The sequence below is a fragment of the Streptomyces sp. TM32 genome, from assembly GCF_004122755.1.
In the GTDB taxonomy this organism is placed as follows: domain Bacteria; phylum Actinomycetota; class Actinomycetes; order Streptomycetales; family Streptomycetaceae; genus Streptomyces; species Streptomyces sioyaensis.
In genome coordinates this window covers 1-14,606 of record NZ_SDIG01000163.1, presented here as the reverse complement: position 1 = coordinate 14,606, position 14,606 = coordinate 1, and the positions used below count along the sequence as shown (strand labels likewise).

Below are 14,606 nucleotides of genomic sequence, written 5' to 3'. Positions count from 1 at the left end.
CACCCGGAGAGGCCACCACCAGCCCGACAGCTCCAGCTGCAAGCGCGAAACGGGCAGCACGTTACTTACTACCCTCTTATAGGGGGCCTCCTTTTGCTGGTGCTGCTCATGCTGGTGGTCGTCGTCGGCCTGCTGCCATACGCCGGCGGAGGCACACACCCCGAATAACATCGTTCAGATGTCCCGCTTTTCCAGGGAGAGGGCACCGACAGCCAGGATTGCCCCAGCCCAGGCAAGGGTCGCTGCGCATGCGGTGAGGGGCGAGAGGTGTCCAGGCAACGAGTCGATACTCGTAATGGACGAAGCCGTTGCACTGGGGAGGTAGGGCTGTATGTGCTCCATGGCGAAGCTGACCGTCGGGAGCAGCAGGAAAAGCGTCAGCGTGGTGACCAGTGTCCCTGCGCTGGAGCGGATGAGTGCTCCCAGGCCCAGCGCCATCAGGCCGCACAGTGCGAGCTGAAAGCCTGTGCCGAAGACTAGCCTGAACTGCGTCCCCGTGGAGGTGAGCACGGGGATGTGGTACTGCGCGAACAGGAGGCGGGCGATGATGAGCAGCGACCCGGCTGCGACCGTCCCTATGGCGAAGAGCGCTCCTGCCAACACCGTCGCCTTGCCTGCCAGTACCTGCCAGCGGCGGGGGGCGGCAGCGAAGGTAGTGCTTGCCTGACGTGAGCTGAACTCGGAGGTGATCAGAAGCGCACCGAGTACGAGCACGGCGAGGCGTGCCAGGCCTGTGCTGACGAAGGACATCTCCAAGGGGTCTCCCGCATCCGCTCTGCCGGCCAGGTCGGTGGTCGCGGCGAGGAGAGTGAAGACGGTCCCGAAGGCCACTGTCACGAGTGCCGTGAGTGACATCAGCCAGCGGTAGGAGCGCAGGGAGACGAGCTTGGTCCACTCCATGAGGACGGCGTGCTTGAGACTGAGCATGGTGCTATGGGCCGGGGGGTCGCGGTGCACCGAGGTGGTCGTCATGCGGGCCATCCGCGGGTGGTGGTCTTCTCCTGGGCGGTGAATTCGTTGTCCTGCGCTGTCAGACGCATGAATGCCTCTTCCAATGAGACCCCTTGTGGCGTCAATTCGTACACGGGGATGGCGTGTCGGGTGATCAGATCGCCCACGGTCTCTGTCGACAGACCGGTGACTTCAAGAAGGTTTTGCTGCTGGGAGCGCAGGTGGCCTCCCGCCTCCCGCAGCACCTGCTGGAGGCGCGGGTAGTGGTCACTCGCGGTCCGGATACGAATCCGGTCTGAGGAGTAGCGGGACATCAGTTCCTGGACCGGGCCGGCCGCGAGAATCTCGCCGCGTCCTATGACGACGACCCGATCTGCCAACAGGGACTGCTCGTTCATCAGGTGGCTGGAGACGAGCACGGCGCGTCCCTGCGCCGCCAGGTCTCTGAGCAGTCCGCGCAGCCAGACGATCGCTGCGGGGTCCAAGCCGTTCATGGGCTCGTCCAGAATGACGGCCTGCGGGTCACCCAGCAGGGCGCCCGCGATGCCCACGCGCTGGGACATGCCCAGGGAGAGCCGGCCCGCCGTTTGGTGGCCGACGGCCGCGAGACCCACCAGTTCCAGCGCCTCCTCCACCCGGTTCCTGGCCAGGCCGTTGCCGCGGGCCAGGGCTGTCAGGTGGGATCGCACGCTGCGCCGGGGGTGGCCGCCGGGGGACTCCAGGAGCGCGCCGACAGCGGTGAGGGGGCAGTGCAATTCGCGGTAGGGGACGCCGTGGATGGTGGCGGTGCCGCTGGTCTGGTGGTCCAGGCCCATGAGGATGCGCATCGTCGTCGACTTGCCGGCGCCGTTGGGCCCGAGGAATGCGGTGACAGACCCCGGCGGCACGTCGAAAGAGATGTCTTTGAGCGCGAGTTTGCCTCGGTAGCGTTTACGAAGCTGCTGGACTTCGATCATGTCATGTCCGTGGCGGTGGTCGTGGGGGGACACGTGTGATCACCGGAGCCGTCCAGGTGAGTCAACCGTACGGTGTGGGTGCTGAGTTCTTCGAGCTCGGGGGGCGGGTGGTGAGCGACGACGGCCACAGAGCGGCCCTCGGTGGACCAGTGTCCGAGCTCGTCGAGCAGGGCGCTCATGCCTTCGGTATCCATACCGTTGAAGGGCTCATCGAAGACGAGAAACTCGGGGGGCTCGATGGTGGTCAGTACGACCCATGCTTTGCGTAGATTGCCGGTGGACAGTTCACCGGTGGGTGTGTCCCACCAGGCGCGGAGGCCATACGCCGATATTCGTGCGCGCAGCTCGTCCTCGCTCACCTTTTTCACCGGCCTGAGCAGCTCGATGTGCTCGCCGACGGTGAGTGCGGGGTAGAGCGCGGGGCTGCTGCGGCACACGGCGCGCCGTGTGCGCAACCGCGGCTCGTGGGCGGGGAGTCCGTGGATCGAGACGGTGCCGGAGAACGGCCTGAGGGCGCCGGAGATCAGCTCGACGACAGTTGACTTACCGGTGCCGTTGGCGCCGCGGATCAAGGTCAGGCCGCTGTCGATGCGGAAAGAGAGGTCGGACAGTACGGGCGTGTTCTCGCGGTACCCCGCGGTCACTGCCGAGAAGTGGCAAACAGTCACGAAGTGATCTTTCTGCAGAGCAGCCGGTAGGCCAGGACGAGGCAGCCCACGGCCGTGAGTGGTCCGAGGGCTAAGGCGATGGTGAGGGGAGCTGCCCAAGGCGCTGCTGCTGCCCCGATGACGCCGACGGAGACGAGGGCGCCCAGCGTTCCGACGTCGCCGGTACCGTCGGGGTTCTCCTGTCGCCCGGTCTCCACCAGGTCGCTCAGCACGGCCCCTGCCGTTGCCGCGACCGCGAGACACAGCCCGTACAGCGCCGGGACAGGCGAGGCCGCCAGCAGCGCCACGCCCCCACACACGGGCGCCATGGCCAAAGCCACCGGGGTCAACAGTCCCGCGATGTGACTCCGCGCCACCGACCGGGTCGTGTATCCCTGCTCCCAGGTCCACCTCAGCTGGCGGAGCAGCACCCCCGGACCGGCGACGGTGGCGCAGAGCACCGTGGTCACCGTCGCGGCAGCGAGCAGGGCCCCGCCGCCGACCAGCTGGTCGTTGCCGCCGGACAGTTTCACCAGGAGTCCCGGCGCGACGTACCCGGCGCCGGCCATGGCAATGCCCACCAGGCCGACGGCCCCAAGGATGCGTCGCAGTGCCACCGCTGTGCCCTGGGGCCCGCGGGCCATGGTGAGTGGTACGGCAGCGAGCAGCGGGTACCGGGGCGGCCATCCGGCGCTGCCTGTTACGCCCGGGGCGGTGGGGGGCGTGCCGGAGGAGGGCGGCCCCTGGGGCATTCCTCGCCGCATCCGGTACCACAGCAGGGCGCCGGCCACCAAAGCACCCGAGAGTGCGAGGCCCCACTTGGTCAGAAATCCGCCGGCTTGCCTGGCGAGGAAGTCGGCGTGGTGCCACAGAGCCTGTGGCCCGAGGGACTCGACGAGATGCAGGGCCCGTGTGACAGCCAGGGCAGCGAGGCCGCCGGCGCCGGCGGCTGCAGCCACGGTGATGATCAAGGTGGGGAGGCGAGGTCGGCGTGCACGGGTGGGTAGCGGACATGCAGCCAGCGCGACCGGCGCCACGACACCGCTCAGCGCGATGACGACGACGACAGCAACGACACCGGTATCGGCCTGCTTCTCTGACACGAACGCGATGCCGAACAGCGCTCCTGCTCCGGCAAGGCCGGTCAGCAGCTGGCGCATCAGCCCCGGCCAGGCGATACGGCCCAGGAGCGCCGCGTGCAGCGGGATGTCCAGCCCGCGAAGGACCGGCAAGTCTGCTGGAAGAAGAACTCTCAGCCGAGTACGTCGGGTGCCGGCCGACGCGGTCGCGGCCAGCGTGCGCAGCGCCACGACCACCAGGACCAGGCTCTCCAGTGCGGCCGGGCTGAACTCAAGCACCCGGCCGATCCGTGCGGCGAGCATGGCGGCGACTGCTCCTGCTGGACCAGCGAGAGCCAGCGCGCCGATGCACACGGCTGCGCCGCCCCGGATCACCGCTCGGGCCGAAGGACGCAGCCCGTTGCGGTAGCAAAAGTGCAGTCCGTCGGCGGTGATGACGAACCGGACCGCCCCGCAGGTTTCAGCGAGCACGCTTCCTCGCAGGTCGATCGGCCAGTTGTCCTGGTACGAGGAGGCTCGCCACGGCGGCGACAACACAGCACACCGCCAGTGCGCAGTACAAAATTCCGCCCGGCAGTTCCCTGGACACCTGCCAGTTGAATGTCTGCGCGACACCGGCCAGGAACAGCAGGACGGCCAGCAGCCCCGGGAACACCCTGGGCAACAGCAAGAGGATCGCTACCAGCACCCCGACAGTGGTCGTTGCCACTGTGAGGGTGTGGGCCATCAGCGCCAGGCCCGCGGTGTTGGGGGTGTCGACCGTGACCGGTTCACCCCAGGTCGCCCAGCCCCGTACCGCGGAGATGAGCAGGCCCGCGAAGGCGACCCATCCAGGCGCGAGAGCGAAAGCCTTGGTCGACGCGGAAGTGCGTGTGCCGGGCGTTGCATGGTGTTTCGGCATGGCGCTACCGCCCCATCGCGACGAGGACGCATACCGGGAACGCGAGGGCGGCGGCAGCGCTGACCACCCTCGCTGCTGTGGCCGAGGCTCTCCACTTCGCGGCGTCAGGGACGTGCGCCAGGACGGCGAGGAGCGGTACGGACCAGAAGGGAACGCCGCTGCCGAAACCGTCAGCCAGGCCGCAGAACAGGAGGTACGAGCCGAGGGCGGCGAAGGCGGTCAGGCCCGCCGCCGACCGCGCGGTCACCGATCCACTGTCCCCGTCAGGATCTCGCAGGCGCGCAATGCGCCGGTCGGCATAGCGTGCCAGGAGCTGCACCACAAGAAGTGCCACGACAAGCCCGAGAAAGATCGCCACCAGACCGGAAGCAGTAGCCACGCCCATGAACCGCGAGTCGACCCGCGGCCGCTGGGCCTCGATCTGCACACGCACAAGGTCTCGGCGCGACCACACAGTGATCGCTACGAGCAGGCAGTTGACCAGGCTCAGAGCCAGCAGACCCCAGTGCGGATGGCGCTTAGGGGGTCGTACCGAGGCTGCCTGCGCCAGTTCCGGCGCAACGGGGGCCGGCGGGCTTACATAGTGGGGTGAGTAGGTCATCGTGGTATGCCTCCCAGCACTTCCAGCCACGCCCCCAGCAGAAGTGCCAGCGCAGCGAGGGCCATCCAACGCAGTGCGCGACCGGCCGACTCCAGATACAAACTGAGCAGCTCCCGCCTCCAGGAGCGTTCGCCTCCTCTGTGCCGACGCCACCAGGAGACGCTCGCGATCAGGGGCGAGAGCCCGCAGACGGCAGCCAGCGTGAGACCGATGAACTCCAGGATGAAGTACGTCGCAAGAATTTCCGAAGCGGCGTACATCCCGATGGAGTTGCTGGTGGCGCGGATGACAGTTCCGATGTACATCCCGAGCACAGGGATCGAGGCCACAGTGGCGATGCCGCCGGTAGCGACTCCGGCGAACAAGACAAGCGCCGCACCCGCGTTCCGGGCGAAGATCTGCCACACCATGGACCATGGGTGGTGGGTGCCCTGATCCTGGCTGATGGGGAAGGTCGCATGCGCAGAAGCGAGCCAACCGACCGTCACGAATCCGAGCATCGCGGCAGAGGCGAGGATCCATGCGCCGCGTGGCAACCGCGGCAGCAGGAGGCGCGGCAGGCGCACGCTAGTCGGGCTCGGCTCCTGGGGTCTTGCTGCCACTGATGGGTCTCCTGAAATAGGGTTGGGCAGCGACGGTGGGCCGACTCGATTGGTGCGAGTCGGCCCACCGGTATCCGCCCAGGAAGCGGATTAGGCGACGGCCTTCTTCCTCCCGAAGAACTTGATCGCCCACGCGATGGACCCGATCGCAGCGGTGCCCAGGCCGCCGCCGAGAAGCAGACCAACGGCGGCTGCAGCCGACTGCCCGGCGATGACAGCGTCCACGATCTTCGCAGCGATGGCAGCCGAACCGATGCCCGCGGAGCTGAGGATGCCGGCGACGATGAAGGTGGTCAGCGCACCGCCGACCACGCCCGCCAGACCGAGGACGGAAGCGACCAGGCCGGTACGGGAAAGACGTGCGGGCCCGCGGACTGCAATCTCCATGAGAGAGACCTTTCTTGAGTTCAGATGATGTCTGATGAGGGAACCGAAATGCCGGCACTCGCGCTACAGCCGGACGTTCATTCGCCGGTGACGAGCAAGGCCCGGCTGGCCTCCAGGACGCTGTCCAGGGGGCTCCGAGTGGCGCGGCCGGTGGGGTGAGAGGCATGCTGATGCCGAAATACGCATGAGGTGTGAGGCGCCAGCAACCATCTCGGTAGCGAAATCTACGTTAAGCGTATCTAGATATCAAGCTGGGGTAGAGCTCTCCTGCCGATCACAAGCCAGCAGTCCGGAGTTTTCTTTATGCCGCCACGCCGGTTCGACGCCAAGCGTCTCGTGAAAGCACGCAAAGCCCTCGCTTCCACCCCCACCCAGGCCGAGGTGGGCCAAGCCGTGGGTGCCACCCGAAACGCCGTGAACGACTGGGAGAACGAGCGGTCCAAACCCGCGGAGGACAAGCTCCCGGCGCTCGCCCGCTTCCTCAAGGTTCCGCTGGACCGCTTCGCCCCGCGCTTCGCCCCGCCGGATCTGGCAGACCTGCGGGCGGACGCAGGCATTCCCCAAAAGGACGTCGGCGCGATCATCGGACGGCGCAGCCACATGTCGGTCAGCAAGGCCGAGCGAGGCATCAGCCGGCTCAAGCCGGAGTACGAGCAACCGCTGGCTGACGCCTATGGCGTGAGTCTGCAAGAGCTGCGCGACGCGCAGGAGCGATCGTTCGGCCGCATCGTGCCCGAGCGGCGCACGCGCCCCGACGTCCCCCAGACACTCGCAGACAAGATCAACTACCTGCTGGGGCACTCCTACCCCGGAGAGCAGGTCCCGCCCTCCGATGCCGAGATCGCCGATGGCATCAACCAGTGGGCAGGCGCCCCGCTCGTCTCCGCGCACCATGTGGAGTTGCTGCGCACCGGGCAGGAGACGAACGCGACGCCCCCGGTGTGCGAGGGACTCAGCGAGGTCTTCGGTGTTTCCTCCTCCTTCTTTAAGTCCAACGAGGCTGTGGTCCGCCAGGTTGTCGAGGGGTTGCAGGTGATGCTGTCCCACCGCGAGGGGGACATCGGTCGAATCGCCGCCCGTGGCCTTGGCTCCGAGGGACTGCCTGAGGAGGTCTTGGCTTTCGTCAACGACTACGTGGCGGGGATGCGGGAACGGGGTATGCCTTCCGCCGACGGCAGTGAGCAGTAGCTCCGTTCCTCTGGCCCGGCTTACACCTTCGCGGGCGGCTGCTGCATGCCGCGCGCGACGACGGTGTTGATCCTCCGCAGCGCGCCGAGGTCTTCCAGGGGGTTCCCGTCAAGGACGAGCAGGTCGGCGCTGTACCCCGCGGCGACCTGGCCGACCCGGTCGCCCAGACCAAGCGCCCGGGCCGCCTCGGCGGTGGCCATCTCAAGGATCCGGCCGGGCGGCAGCCCCAGGTGCTCGTAGCACGTCAGGCTGCTGGCCAGGCCGCCGAAGTGCGCGCGCTGGACGCCGGCGTCGGTGGCAGCGACCAGCCGTGCCCCCGCCTCGGCCATCTCGCGTACCGCACCGAAGATGGCGTTCGCACGCTCCTGCCCGAAGACCTTGGGAAGCATCGGCCAGTGCGGGGTGGTGGTCGGGCAGACGTAAATGCCCTTCTCGACGATCTGTGCCAGGACCTCCTGACGCAGTTCGATGCCCTCGGCGGTCATCCAGGTGCAGTGCTCGAGGGTGTCGACCCCTGCGCCAACAGCGACTGCGATCCCGTCCGCACCGTGGGCGTGCGCGGCAACAGGGAGGCCGGCCTGGTGGGCCTCCTGGACAAGCGCGGTCAGCTCTTCGGGGGAGAACTGCGTCTCATGGCTCTTGGGGCCGCCCTTGGTCAGGCCCCCGCCGGTCTCCATGACCTTGATGACCTTGGCACCGGCCTCGGCATTGCGCCGAACCAAAGCGCGGATCTCCTCGATGCCGGTGACCTCGCCGCCAAGGAACCAGCAGTGCCCCCCGACAGGCGTAACCGGTGTTCCGGCGGAGATGATCCGCGGCCCCACTGCACGGTTCTGGGCGATCTCACCGGCCAGGCGCAGCACCAAGTGGTCCCGGTCGCCCAGGTCTCTCACGGTCGTGACGCCGGCGCTCAACAGCTGCTGGGCACGCTCCCTCATCGCCTCGTACAGCGCGTCGTTGCCCTGCTGCTCGAACGTGCCGAGCACGTCAGCACTCGCGTCGAAGCACAGGTGGACGTGGGCGTCGATCAGACCGGGCATGATCGTCGAGTCAGGAAAGGACAGCCGGGGCTCACCGGGGTGCGCTTGCGCCTCTACCTGCGCACGTGGGCCCGCTGCCGTGATGGTGTCGCCCGTGATGAGGACCGCGCCGTCGGGGACGTTCCCGTCCGGGGTGAGGATCAGGCCGGCGGTGATCAGCATGTCGACTCGCTTTCCCGTGCAGTGGTTGAGGACCTGGTGCGCAGCGCGTTGGACAGCGCCACGAGCTGGCGGACATCAGCATCGCGGTTGTCGCCTTGTGGCACAGCCAGCGGGATCGGCCGGCCAGGAGCCGGGACGCCCTGCTTGCGGGCTTGGACTGCACGGCGCACATGCTCCGCGAGGGTCTCCGACGGCTCGAGTTCAAGGACGGAGCCGTTGCCTTTGCCGTTCGGGGCGTGAAGGTAAGGGCTGATCTGGACCAGCCCATCCCGGCACTCCACGATGCGGCGGTGATAGCGCCGGTGGACACCGCGGGCCATCCAACGGTCACGCCAGGACGCGGACGCAGGTCTGAGGACCGTGTCAGGGCACGCCTCGGACAGCAGGGTCCACAACGGGCGCAGCTGACGGTACACGCGCCGGTGGTGACGGGAGATCTGCCAGATGGAGATCCTGGCCCGTGCACCGGGGTAACTGACGCCGACCACGAACAACGGGATAGAGAGCACCAACACAAGGGCTGCTACCAGGTTCAGCGGAGACGGCACTCTGCCCCCGCACCAGCGGACGACGACGAAAACCGCACGGACCGCGGAGGCGCCAGCCATGCCCAGCAGCCCCGCCGCGGCAAGCCACAGGCCGGTCGACTGCGGCCGACGGGACATGCGCGCATACCGGCGCGTCCACCAGCAAGAAGATGCCAAGGCGTAGACCAGATACAGCCCGGCCACGAGGTAGAACACCGCGACCTGAGGGATGGTCATATGGGCGCCGGCGTAGCTGCTGAAGTCAGCGTCTCGCGGCGCGGTCAGGACAGCAGCCGCGATGGTGGCCATGACCGCGAGGACGGGAATGCTCTCCCACCGGGCACGCCGCCGGCCAGCAGGCCCATCGGCAGCGGAGCGCAGGTAGAAGCACATCAGGAAGTAAGCCGTGGCCAGAAGTAGGATATTCTGCGCCAGTTTACCCGCGTTGGAGTGGGCGCCCGCGCCTAGCGCCGCACCAGCGGCGGGCATGGCCACCGCGTAGGACGCGAGGAGGCACACCAGACAGAGCGTCACCGCTCGCAAGGGCGCGTTACGGGGGTCCCGGGCAAGCTGATACAGCTTCCAGGCCACGGTGGCCACCAGGCCGGTGAGGAAGACCGCGAAGCTCGCCATCGCCATCACAGCCACCCCCAGCGGTCGCCGAGGGCAGAGTGAATCCGGCGGACACTCGGGTCATCCATGGGGGTACTGACGCAGTCGAGTACGGCAGCCCACTCCAAGATGATGGTCGCAGCCAGTTCGGCTTCGCACTCCTGATCGTCGTTGTACGAGCAGCGCCCCAGCACTCGGCGCACCGCACTCTGCTCAACCCCCGGGACCATGACGTCCCAGGCCACAGCACTGTCATCACCCCGGTGATCGCCAAAGATGTGACCCATGACCTCGTGCAGAATGATGTGGTCCTGGTGAAGCCCGGTGGTCTCCTTCTGGTAGAGCACGAGATCCACGGTGGCCGTCTCGACCCACAACCCGAGCGGACCCGGCTGCGGCAGCGGAAAAGCCTGCAGGTCGATCGGGCGGCCCCTCTTCTGCGCGAGCGCCTGACATAAGTCGGTCACGCGCAACGGCGACTGGACGTCGAGAGCCCGCAGTTCCTGCCGAATACGGCGGTGCAGGCCGGCCTCTACCGAGCGGCCTCGCCCACCGAACCACTGGAGCCGGTTCAACCAGACCCACACGGGCATACGGGCATTCCTTTGGTACTCATGGCCGCCTGCGACACCCGCGGCGAGCCGGACCGTGCGTACAAGAACTGTGGTGCTGAAGGTGAGTTAGGGCCCTGCCAGCGCCGCCGTCACGGGCAACACAGGGGGCCGGGATTCTCAAGGTGTGAGCTCAACCGGGGGACCCGTCACACGCGGGGGTGCGCGTATGAACAGGCACAAACACCCCTCTCTTACGAAAAATAGGCATTAGCTGCCGTCAAGCACCGTTCGCGATAATCACACAAACTATAGGAGGACTTCAACATGTCTTTACCTTGATGTCCACCTGCTGCGCTCTCCCTCGTCACCAGGCACGCGTCGAACTGGGCCAGGACGAGGCGGACCAGGATCCGGGACGCCTCGGTGTGGCCGCGCTCAGGCAAGTCGATCCGGCTTCGCAGGGGGCGGTCCAGGGTGCGCACGGAGACCTCTCGAAGGGCAGCATGCGTTGCTCGGACCAGGGCAGCACGGCGTGGGCGGATGGAGGCGCTGGAGGCTGTCCCTACCAGGGCAAGATTCGCCCTGGTAGGACATGCCTGATAGGGAAGGGCGGGTGAGTGAGATACCCCCCGTTTTGACGATGACGGCAGTCAGCACCATCGAGGTCACCGACCAACACGACCAGGACAGCGCGGACTCGTGGGTGGTGATCGAGACCGCCGAGCAGGGACAACTGCTGCTGAACCTTCCCGGCCCGATGGCCGACGCGCTGACGGAGGGCACCTCGCTGCCGTCCAACCAGCCCGGCCCCGGCCGCCTGGTGCTCACCGACACCGAGATCAACACCTACCGCTCACACATCGTCCACCGAACCGCCGTCGCCCGCTGAGCACCTGCCCGGGATCTGGGCATTTGGAAGGGCCCAGCGACCTCGGCACCGGCCAGATCCGTTCTCTCCCGGGCGGCGGCCTCTTGCTTCTGTTCAGACTCCGGTTGCGTCCGCGCGGAGGTCCACCAGCAGGGGCGGGGCACTGTCCCCCGTCACGGAGGTCACGGAAAGGACCGCATGTCCGGCCGGGACGGTATGTGCCAGGTCGGAGGCGGACCAGCGCTCACGTTCCACGGTGCGCACGGTGACGGCCTGCGCGGTGACGGCCTTGCCGGTCACCGCCTGCCGGAAGAGGTGCATGGCCTTCATGCCGGCTCCTTCCGCGATGATCTGCCGGTCCGTCACGTCACGGGTCTCCACCCACTCCTTGCCCCACACTTCAGCGAACGGCGTCCCGTCCCAGGTGGTGACGCCGGCGAAGGCCATGCGGCAGCCGACCGCGCCGAGCAGCGAGCCGCGGAGCGCGGGCGGTACGTCCTCGAGGGAGCGCAGGGTCAAAACGGCGCCGGCGTTGGCGGATCGCAGGCGCTGGAGGCCGCGCAGGGCGTCCGCGGTGATGGTCTGTGCGGCGTCGGCCAGCACGAGACAAGCGAACGGCGGGTGGCCGGTGCGGGCTGCCGCGCTTTCGGTGAACTGCGCCAGGATCAGCCGGGCCAGGATGCGTGAGGCTTCGACGTGTCCGCGGTCGGGCAGATCGATCCGGACCCGCAGGGGCCGGTCCAGGGCGCGCAGCGAGACCTGGCGGGTTCCGCCGGCGGGGTTGAAGAAGGAGGCGAAGGCGGGGCGGTCCAGGCGCGCGATGCGGTCGGCCAACTGCATGGCCACGTCGTCCGGTCGTCCTGCTTGCCGGGTGCGGACATCGAGTTCGCGGAGCGCGGCGGCGGATTCCGGGGTGTCCTGGGCGGTCAGGGCGGCGCGGAGGGTGTCCAGGGCCTGCGGTGCGTCGTCCAGCAGCTCCCGCAGTTCCGGGACGCTTGGGAAGCGCTCGTGGGCGGTGCGGAACGGGCCGAGCAGCTGCGCCAGGGCGGCGCCGGCGCGCCGGGTGTCGGTGCTGCTGTCGCCGACGAGGGCTTCGGCGAGGATGGCGGCGGCCTCGTCGGGGTCGGGGGTGCCGCCGTAGAGGTCGAGGTCGTGGTCCGAGTTGGGCTGGCCGAGCCGGACGACGACGTCGAAGGCGTCGTCCGGGCCGAGTGCGGCGCCGGCCGGGCCGACGGCGACGAGGGCGCACTGCCCGGCCAGGGCCTGGAGCGCCATGGCCTCCACCACCGGACGGACGATCCGGGCCAACTTGCCGCTCCCGGCCGGGCCGACCGCCAGCAGCGACGTGCCCAGCAGGGACGGCTGCAGGGCCATGCCGGCGCCCCGGTAGGCGTGCGGGGTGCGGTCGACGTCGGCAGCGGTGCCGATTCGGACCTGACGGGCCAGCAGATCGTGACGGGCGGTCCGGCGAGCCAGGTTGCGGTGCCCGGAGGGGTGGGCGTAGGCGGCGGCGCCGTGCTTGAGGACGGTGGCGGTGAACGTGGCGGTGGGGATGCGGCCGGCGCGTACGGAGTCCCAGACGTGCAGGATGCGGGCGGCGTCCACCTCGGTCATGCGGCCGGAGCGCACTTCCGCGGTCAGCCGGTCGGCCGCTTCCACCGCGCCGTGGGCCCGCAGGTCGGGCCACTGCACGGGGTCGGCCGCGGCGCGTGCTGGGGTGGCCTGCAGGGTCTGCGGGTTCTGTTCTTGCAGTCGGCGCCAGCTCAGCCCCACGGTACGGCGCGCCAGCTCCCTCCAGCGCCCGATCCGCGCGGCCGCGACCGTGAGGCCGATCGCCCAGATCGCGTAATAGACCCACGCCGCAATGACGAACGACGCGGGGTCCTGCGGGCCCAGCACAGCCAGCGGCCAGAGCCACCACGAGCCCAAGTAGCTGTGGTAGAGCAGGGAACCCAGCAGCCAGGCGGCGAAGGCGGTCAGCGCGACGCCGAACACGAGCTGGCGAAGGGGGGGTTCGTCGACGGGTTTGTCGGGGCGGGGGCGGTGCCCGAGCGTCCAGATGCCGGGGCCGGCGGGTGTCCGGGGGGCGCGGAGCCACCGGACGAGGACCGGGTCCGACGGCGGCGCGACGGCCGGCGGAGGCACGGTCGGCCGCGGCGGTACGGCGGGGTATCCGGTCGGCGGTGGCGTGCCGCGGGTCTCGTCGGCGGCGGTCATCTCGTCTCGTCCCCCTGCTCGTTCGTGACTGGGGTCACCATGGTGCCCTGTGACGTGCCGGTGTACCGACGTGCGGCGTCCGGACGTTCAGCAAATGCTGTGCCCCCTCCGGCCGGGCTGGAGGGGGCACGTTCGTCGCTGGTCAGCGGCTTGACGATTGTCGCCGGTCGGCGCGGCCGGAAAGCCGCCGCCGGGCGGGGCTCAGGAGCCTGTGTCCTTCTGGTCCTTCTGGCGGGGCGGGCGTGCCTTGCGTTGGCTGTGGGCCGCGATGCCGCCCTGCGGGCCGTTCTGCACGGTGGACGACCGGCCGCCGCTGCTGGCGCCGCTGGAGCGGTCGGAGTGGGTGCTGATGCCGCGCATGACCCCGGCCGCGGCGCCCGACCCGCCGGTCCCGGCCGAGTTCGCCATCGCGTTCAGCGCGCTGCCGGCGACGCGGCCGGCCATACGGCCTTGGATGCGGGCGACCTTGAACGCGTCCCCCATGCCGGGCACACGGAGGATCAGCATCACCGACGCTCCGATCGCGAGGCCGGTGACGGCAAGTCCGGTCATGACGCTGCCGTGCTCACCTTGGAGGGCGGCGGCCAGGCCCAGCACGATCACGATGATGGGCTCTATGCCCACGATCGCGAGGATTCCGCCGGACCAGCGCCGGCACTTCCCCCACCAGTCGCGATCCACCAGCCCGGCGAACACCAAGATCCCCAGGACTTCCCCGACGAGGAGCGCCAGTCCTCTCAGGACCATCAGCAGCCAAAGGGTGCCGCACAGCAGCAGCGCGAGCAGCCCCCGGATCAGCCAGATCAGCGGGCCACCGCCGCCCGCGCCCGATTCCAGGTCCCGGGCCATGGTGGTGAACAGATCTCCGTTCGAGCCGAGCGCCGACGCGAGAGCCTTCGTGAGTGCGCTGACCGCCTCGATGACCACGTACAAAATGGCGGGGCTGAACGCGGTGACGGCCACCGCCACCCACAGCAGCCCGACCGCCTCGCCCATCGCGGTGGTCAGCTTCGCGCCGTTGACGGCGCGCTTGGCCACCGCCTTGAGCCACAGGACCAGGACCAGGATGGACGAGGCCGCGAACACCACGGCGTAGGTCCGGACGAACCCGGCGCCGGCCAGGTCGATCTGGTGCGGCGACTCGATCGCCTCAGCCAGCTGCCGCACCATCCACCCCGCGGCCTTCCCCACCGATTTCGCCAGACTCGTCATCGGGTCCAGGGAATCCAGCGGGGTGCCGGGACTACCCGCTCCCCCACCCCCACCTCCCCGTGTGACGCGACCTCAGGGCCCGCGTGGGAGCTGTGCCGGGGC

The 14,606-nt window shown here is 68.8% G+C and carries 15 protein-coding genes; 2 read left to right on the top strand and 13 right to left on the bottom strand.

Annotated elements, in window-relative coordinates:
- Positions 1-174: 174 nt before the first annotated feature.
- The 8 genes from EST92_RS26380 to EST92_RS26350 all read right to left on the bottom strand — a co-directional run bounded on the left by EST92_RS26380 (position 175) and on the right by EST92_RS26350 (position 6,124).
- A complete protein-coding gene (locus tag EST92_RS26380; protein ID WP_129283273.1) occupies positions 175-927 on the bottom strand; it encodes a hypothetical protein in 753 nt (250 codons plus the stop codon).
- Positions 928-968: 41 nt separating this feature from the next.
- Positions 969-1,907, bottom strand: coding sequence for an ATP-binding cassette domain-containing protein (locus EST92_RS26375; RefSeq protein ID WP_129283272.1), 939 nt, complete (start codon positions 1,905-1,907; stop codon positions 969-971).
- Positions 1,904-2,575 carry an ATP-binding cassette domain-containing protein gene (locus EST92_RS31400; RefSeq protein ID WP_161981776.1) on the bottom strand — a complete coding sequence of 224 codons (672 nt, stop codon included), beginning with the start codon at positions 2,573-2,575 and terminating at the stop codon, positions 1,904-1,906. The genes EST92_RS26375 and EST92_RS31400 overlap by 4 nt, the downstream gene beginning before the upstream one ends.
- A complete protein-coding gene (locus EST92_RS31395; RefSeq protein ID WP_161981774.1) occupies positions 2,572-4,104 on the bottom strand; it encodes a hypothetical protein in 1,533 nt (510 codons plus the stop codon). The genes EST92_RS31400 and EST92_RS31395 overlap by 4 nt, the downstream gene beginning before the upstream one ends.
- Positions 4,094-4,534, bottom strand: a complete 441-nt coding sequence (locus EST92_RS26365; protein ID WP_129283271.1) for a hypothetical protein — start codon at positions 4,532-4,534, stop codon at positions 4,094-4,096. The genes EST92_RS31395 and EST92_RS26365 overlap by 11 nt, the downstream gene beginning before the upstream one ends.
- Before the next feature lie 4 nt (positions 4,535-4,538).
- On the bottom strand, positions 4,539-4,961 hold the full coding sequence (locus EST92_RS26360) for a hypothetical protein (RefSeq protein WP_129283270.1): 423 nt from the start codon (positions 4,959-4,961) through the stop codon (positions 4,539-4,541).
- A gap of 170 nt (positions 4,962-5,131) precedes the next feature.
- The gene (locus EST92_RS26355; RefSeq protein WP_129283269.1) at positions 5,132-5,701 is read right to left on the bottom strand and encodes a stage II sporulation protein M; all 570 of its coding nucleotides are present in this window, start codon (positions 5,699-5,701) and stop codon (positions 5,132-5,134) included.
- 126 nt (positions 5,702-5,827) lie between these two features.
- Entirely contained in the window at positions 5,828-6,124 is a 297-nt protein-coding gene (locus tag EST92_RS26350; RefSeq protein ID WP_129283268.1) for a hypothetical protein, read from the bottom strand.
- Between the two features lie 303 nt (positions 6,125-6,427).
- Between EST92_RS26350 and EST92_RS26345 the strand changes: the two genes are divergently transcribed.
- Positions 6,428-7,312, top strand: coding sequence for a helix-turn-helix transcriptional regulator (locus tag EST92_RS26345; protein WP_129283267.1), 885 nt, complete (start codon positions 6,428-6,430; stop codon positions 7,310-7,312).
- A 20-nt stretch (positions 7,313-7,332) separates the two neighbouring features.
- On the opposite strand, the gene EST92_RS26340 is transcribed toward EST92_RS26345, so the two are convergent.
- The 3 genes from EST92_RS26340 to EST92_RS32410 are packed head-to-tail and all read right to left on the bottom strand — an operon-like array spanning position 7,333 to position 10,246.
- Positions 7,333-8,514: an amidohydrolase family protein gene (locus EST92_RS26340; protein ID WP_129283266.1), complete on the bottom strand. Its 1,182-nt coding sequence runs from the start codon at positions 8,512-8,514 to the stop codon at positions 7,333-7,335.
- Positions 8,508-9,680, bottom strand: a complete 1,173-nt coding sequence (locus tag EST92_RS26335; protein WP_254069027.1) for an MAB_1171c family putative transporter — start codon at positions 9,678-9,680, stop codon at positions 8,508-8,510. Before EST92_RS26335 ends, EST92_RS26340 begins: the two co-directional genes overlap by 7 nt.
- Complete coding sequence (locus EST92_RS32410) at positions 9,680-10,246, bottom strand: hypothetical protein (RefSeq protein WP_129283265.1); 567 nt, start codon at positions 10,244-10,246, stop codon at positions 9,680-9,682. The genes EST92_RS26335 and EST92_RS32410 overlap by 1 nt, the downstream gene beginning before the upstream one ends.
- Positions 10,247-10,820: 574 nt before the next feature.
- Here EST92_RS32410 and EST92_RS26325 point away from each other — a divergent pair.
- Positions 10,821-11,096, top strand: coding sequence for a hypothetical protein (locus tag EST92_RS26325; RefSeq protein ID WP_129283264.1), 276 nt, complete (start codon positions 10,821-10,823; stop codon positions 11,094-11,096).
- Positions 11,097-11,189: 93 nt separating this feature from the next.
- Here the strand turns inward: EST92_RS26325 and EST92_RS26320 are convergent, their stop codons facing one another.
- Both EST92_RS26320 and EST92_RS26315 read right to left on the bottom strand, forming a co-directional pair.
- Positions 11,190-13,292 carry an ATP-binding protein gene (locus tag EST92_RS26320; protein WP_254069026.1) on the bottom strand — a complete coding sequence of 701 codons (2,103 nt, stop codon included), beginning with the start codon at positions 13,290-13,292 and terminating at the stop codon, positions 11,190-11,192.
- 201 nt (positions 13,293-13,493) lie between these two features.
- Positions 13,494-14,504 (bottom strand): hypothetical protein, encoded by a 1,011-nt coding sequence (locus tag EST92_RS26315; RefSeq protein ID WP_129283263.1) that lies wholly within the window; start codon positions 14,502-14,504, stop codon positions 13,494-13,496.
- Positions 14,505-14,606 lie beyond the last annotated feature (102 nt).

What these genes read in the sequence shown, in the direction of transcription:
- EST92_RS26380 (WP_129283273.1), bottom strand. Translation starts at nt 927, where the DNA reads ATGCTCAGTCTCAAGCACGCCGTCCTCATGGAGTGGACCAAGCTCGTC.
- EST92_RS26320 (WP_254069026.1), bottom strand. Translation starts at nt 13,292, where the DNA reads ATGACCGCCGCCGACGAGACCCGCGGCACGCCACCGCCGACCGGATAC.
- EST92_RS32410 (WP_129283265.1), bottom strand. Translation starts at nt 10,246, where the DNA reads ATGCCCGTGTGGGTCTGGTTGAACCGGCTCCAGTGGTTCGGTGGGCGA.
- EST92_RS26345 (WP_129283267.1), top strand. Translation starts at nt 6,428, where the DNA reads ATGCCGCCACGCCGGTTCGACGCCAAGCGTCTCGTGAAAGCACGCAAA.
- EST92_RS26335 (WP_254069027.1), bottom strand. Translation starts at nt 9,680, where the DNA reads ATGGCGATGGCGAGCTTCGCGGTCTTCCTCACCGGCCTGGTGGCCACC.
- EST92_RS26315 (WP_129283263.1), bottom strand. Translation starts at nt 14,504, where the DNA reads ATGACGAGTCTGGCGAAATCGGTGGGGAAGGCCGCGGGGTGGATGGTG.
- EST92_RS26375 (WP_129283272.1), bottom strand. Translation starts at nt 1,907, where the DNA reads ATGATCGAAGTCCAGCAGCTTCGTAAACGCTACCGAGGCAAACTCGCG.
- EST92_RS26350 (WP_129283268.1), bottom strand. Translation starts at nt 6,124, where the DNA reads ATGGAGATTGCAGTCCGCGGGCCCGCACGTCTTTCCCGTACCGGCCTG.
- EST92_RS26340 (WP_129283266.1), bottom strand. Translation starts at nt 8,514, where the DNA reads ATGCTGATCACCGCCGGCCTGATCCTCACCCCGGACGGGAACGTCCCC.
- EST92_RS26365 (WP_129283271.1), bottom strand. Translation starts at nt 4,534, where the DNA reads ATGCCGAAACACCATGCAACGCCCGGCACACGCACTTCCGCGTCGACC.